Origin of the sequence: Pseudoruminococcus sp. (assembly GCF_047012705.1) — a bacterium.
GTDB lineage: Bacteria > Bacillota > Clostridia > Oscillospirales > Acutalibacteraceae > Pseudoruminococcus.
Map to the genome: position 1 here is coordinate 105,536 of NZ_JBKXNW010000003.1, position 3,587 is coordinate 109,122.

Annotated in this window: 7 protein-coding genes; 6 read left to right on the forward strand and 1 reads right to left on the reverse strand. The window is 38.9% G+C overall.

The window, feature by feature from the left end:
• The first annotated feature begins 322 nt into the window (after window positions 1–322).
• The 5 genes from ACLU24_RS03915 to tnpA all read left to right on the forward strand — a co-directional run bounded on the left by ACLU24_RS03915 (window position 323) and on the right by tnpA (window position 2,743).
• Complete coding sequence (locus tag ACLU24_RS03915) at window positions 323–694, forward strand: FeoB-associated Cys-rich membrane protein (protein WP_412610468.1); 372 nt, start codon at window positions 323–325, stop codon at window positions 692–694.
• Window positions 695–883: 189 nt separating this feature from the next.
• Entirely contained in the window at window positions 884–1,192 is a 309-nt protein-coding gene (rplU, locus tag ACLU24_RS03920) for a 50S ribosomal protein L21 (protein WP_022263856.1), read from the forward strand.
• A complete protein-coding gene (locus tag ACLU24_RS03925; protein WP_022263855.1) occupies window positions 1,192–1,512 on the forward strand; it encodes a ribosomal-processing cysteine protease Prp in 321 nt (106 codons plus the stop codon). Before rplU ends, ACLU24_RS03925 begins: the two co-directional genes overlap by 1 nt.
• Before the next feature lie 3 nt (window positions 1,513–1,515).
• Window positions 1,516–1,797, forward strand: coding sequence for a 50S ribosomal protein L27 (gene rpmA / locus ACLU24_RS03930; protein ID WP_022263854.1), 282 nt, complete (start codon window positions 1,516–1,518; stop codon window positions 1,795–1,797).
• A gap of 436 nt (window positions 1,798–2,233) precedes the next feature.
• Window positions 2,234–2,743 (forward strand): IS200/IS605 family transposase, encoded by a 510-nt coding sequence (tnpA, locus tag ACLU24_RS03935; RefSeq protein ID WP_412610469.1) that lies wholly within the window; start codon window positions 2,234–2,236, stop codon window positions 2,741–2,743.
• Between the two features lie 131 nt (window positions 2,744–2,874).
• Here tnpA and ACLU24_RS03940 read toward each other — a convergent pair whose 3' ends face one another.
• A complete protein-coding gene (locus tag ACLU24_RS03940) occupies window positions 2,875–3,339 on the reverse strand; it encodes a manganese catalase family protein (protein WP_412610681.1) in 465 nt (154 codons plus the stop codon).
• Between ACLU24_RS03940 and ACLU24_RS03945 the strand changes: the two genes are divergently transcribed.
• Window positions 3,308–3,520: a hypothetical protein gene (locus ACLU24_RS03945; protein ID WP_412610470.1), complete on the forward strand. Its 213-nt coding sequence runs from the start codon at window positions 3,308–3,310 to the stop codon at window positions 3,518–3,520. The two genes, ACLU24_RS03940 and ACLU24_RS03945, sit on opposite strands and share 32 nt — an antisense overlap.
• Window positions 3,521–3,587 lie beyond the last annotated feature (67 nt).

Consider the following 3,587-nt stretch of genomic DNA (forward strand, 5'->3'; position numbering starts at 1 on the left):
GGTCGAGGGACGGAGTCCCTCGTGGGTTTTAAGGGCAACGCCCTTAACATCTCTTGCCCTTTAATGGGCGAACTTCGTTCGCACATTTTCGACTAATGTTGCTGCCAAAAGAAAAAGCGACGGACAAAGTCCGCCGCTCAGGAGTAAAAAAATGTTGGGCTTCGTCCAAAGGTATTTCGCTCTCTACGGAGAGCGACAAGGGTGTTGCCCTTGACCTATGAGCCTTTGAAAAGGCTCAAGCGAAACTTTTAGTTGTCTTTGGGATAGTCTTTTAGCTAATCGATACATTTCTTCTCGAAAAAATTAAAATGAGGTGATATATATGCCAAGCTATGTTTCTACGATTATTATTTGTGCAGTTTTAGTTTTGATTGCATTTTTTGCAATCAGAAACTATATTAAAAAGCTTTCTAACGGCTGTTGTGGTGCAGAGGGTGACGACATTAAAAAGGTCAAACCAAGTGATACAAACAAGAATAACTACCCTTTCTCAAAAACTATTGAAATTGAGGGTATGACTTGCAAAAATTGTGCCGCAAGAATAGAGAATGCTTTTAATTCTATTGATGGTTTCTACGCAAGCGTAAACCTCAAAAAGAATGAGGCTACTGTACTTATGAAAGAAAATAAAGACGATGCCTCACTCAGACAAATCGTTCGTGATGCAGGCTATAAGCCTATAAGCGTTCACTAAAATTTAATAACAACATAAGGTCGGTTAAATGTTAGATTTATCGCATTTAGCCGACTTTATTTTTATAAAATAATTGACATTCTTTTTTACTTGTGATATACTTTATAAGCCGCTTATCAGAGGCTTTTTTAAGTGAGCCTAAATGCTCCGCCTCAACATAGCGAGTTTAATAATAGGCAGGTGCCAAAAATGTACGCAGTTATTGAAACAGGCGGAAAGCAGTACAAGGTATCTAATGGCGATACTATCTATGTAGAAAAGCTTGACGCAGCAGAAGAGTCCACAGTTGACTTCAAGGTTGTAGCCGTAAGCACAGATGATGGCTTCAAGGTCGGTACACCTTATGTCGAAGGTGCAAAGGTATCAGGTAAGGTTCTTAAGAATGGTAAGGGCAAGAAGATTACTGTCTTTACTTATAAGCCTAAGAAGAGCGAGAAACGCAAGATGGGCCACAGACAGCCTTACACAAAGGTACAAATCGAAGCTATCGAAGCATAATGATTAATGCGGAATTTTTCTCTTTGCCCACAGGTGAACTAATCGGTTATCGTATAAAAGGTCATTCAGATATGGCAGAAAGCGGACAGGATATTCTTTGTGCTTTTGTTTCGAGTGCAGCTATACTTACTGCTAATACCATTTCTGAGGTCATTAAAGCAAAAGCCGATATTTATGACGATGACGGCGAAGTTTATGTTATGATAAAGAGAAGTGACGCAGTGCTTTGTAAGGATATTCTTGAGGGCTTAAAACTCCACCTTATAAACACTGAAGAAATGTATCCGAATAATCTTACTGTAAACTATACGGAGGTGTAACAAATGCTAAAGATTAACATTCAGCTTTTTGCTCATAAAAAGGGACAGGGTAGTTCTCACAACGGTCGTGAATCTGAGTCTAAGCGTCTTGGCACAAAGCGTGCAGATGGTCAGACAGTTCTCGCTGGCAACATTCTCGTAAAGCAGCGTGGAACACATATTCACCCAGGCAACAATGTTGGCCGTGGTTCTGACGATACTCTTTTCGCTAAGATTGACGGTGTTGTCAAGTTTGAGCGTGTTGGTCGTGACCGCAAGCAGGTTTCTGTTTACGCAGCTGACTAATAACAACTGATTTTTAATGGGAAATCCTTCGGGGTTTCCCATTTTTGTTTGTTAAAGGCTTTGTTTATTACTACTAGGCGTTTTATTTCGGTTCCGCAAGCTTTTGAAATGTGGCTTTATTGAAACTTTTAATTCTTTACCTAAAAATATAGAAATAAAATAACTTTATATTATGAAAACCAAATTTGAAAGATTTTCTGCTCATAGAATACTAAAATTCAAATGGAAGCTAACTGCTATATGATATATTTAAGTATATCATAAAAATAATCCTACGTCATTATGATGCAGGATTGTTTTTGTTGTATTAAGAAAAGCACAAGCTATGCTTGTGGTTCAAGAGAAGTAGGGACGATGATATGGGAAAATAAGACCTCCTTTGTTAAAATAAAAGCTGGTAACGCCAACCGCACAAAACAAAGGAGGTCGAATCTAAATGAATGAGAAGAGTTTATCACATATAAGATGGAAATGTGAATATCATTTAATTTTAGTGCCGAAGTACCGGAGAAAAGTGATATATAAGAAATTGAGGAGTGATATAGGAAAGATACTGAGAAGATTGTGTGACTTTAAGAGTGTGGAAATAATAGAAGCACATGCAATGCCAGATCATATTCATATGTTGGTATCCATTCCGCCAAGATTGGCAGTATCGGATTTTGTTGGGTATCTTAAGGGAAAAAGCCCCCTTATGATATTCGAAAAACATGCAAATATGAAGTATAAGTATGGTAGGCAAATATTTTGGTCAAAAGGATATTATGTAAGTACAGTAGGATCTAATAAAAAGGCAGTGCAGGAATACATCCGAAATCAAAAGATGGAAGATATGATGATGGATCAGTTAAGCTTTAAGGAGTATGAAGATCCGTTTAATGATTACAAAGATTTCGATGATGATTCCCCGGACATTCCTGCGGATAGTGAATGTAGAGTAAAGTAAAAAGCAACGCCAGTGCGGTTGGCGTTGCTTTTTCTGCACCTTTAGGTGCGGCTGGTATATTGACCCCTATGGGGTCGTTTTGCAAACCCCACGTTTTACGTGGGGTTATGATATATTTATTGCTAAGTTGATTATTTCTTGTCCTTTTTAACCTCGCACTTATCAAAACTTGGATTAAAGGCATAGAAATTCTTACTATCAAGCTTATCTGTTGCTATTCTCAAGCCTTCACCAAAACGTTGATAATGAACTATTTCTCTTGCACGTAAAAAGCGTATAGGGTCAATAACATCTGGGTCATCACAGAAACGAAGTATATTATCATATGTCGTTCGTGCTTTTTGCTCTGCTGCCATATCCTCGTGTAAATCTGTTATTGTATCGCCCTTAACTTGCATAGAGGCTGCTGTATATGGGAAACCTCCGGCTGCTTGTGGATAAACACCAGTTGTGTGGTCTACAAAGTAATCAGCAAAACCAGCTTTTTCTATTTCTTCAGGTGTAAGATTTCTTGTAAGTTGATATACTATCGTTCCAACCATTTCGAGGTGAGCTAGTTCCTCAGTGCCCAGAGAAGCATCGGAAATGTTCCACAGTGCTAATTCAGCTCAAAATCCTGCGTTTCGTGGGCTTTGGGTACATAGATTAAAGACCTCGGACAAGGTATTGAAGTACGGCGAAAACAATAAAGTAGACTTCTCCGAGCATCCTATGGTAGTTAAGCGTGGCAGCGTAAGAACAATCAACATCTACGCCGCTGTTCCCGATGTAGCGTAGGACAAGCCTATCGCACATTGGAACTTAACACCGACCTACGGTACAATATAAACGCAAGGAGGTCGAG

What these genes read in the sequence shown, in the direction of transcription:
- ACLU24_RS03915 (WP_412610468.1), top strand. Translation starts at nt 323, where the DNA reads ATGCCAAGCTATGTTTCTACGATTATTATTTGTGCAGTTTTAGTTTTG.
- rplU (WP_022263856.1), top strand. Translation starts at nt 884, where the DNA reads ATGTACGCAGTTATTGAAACAGGCGGAAAGCAGTACAAGGTATCTAAT.
- ACLU24_RS03925 (WP_022263855.1), top strand. Translation starts at nt 1,192, where the DNA reads ATGATTAATGCGGAATTTTTCTCTTTGCCCACAGGTGAACTAATCGGT.
- rpmA (WP_022263854.1), top strand. Translation starts at nt 1,516, where the DNA reads ATGCTAAAGATTAACATTCAGCTTTTTGCTCATAAAAAGGGACAGGGT.
- tnpA (WP_412610469.1), top strand. Translation starts at nt 2,234, where the DNA reads ATGAATGAGAAGAGTTTATCACATATAAGATGGAAATGTGAATATCAT.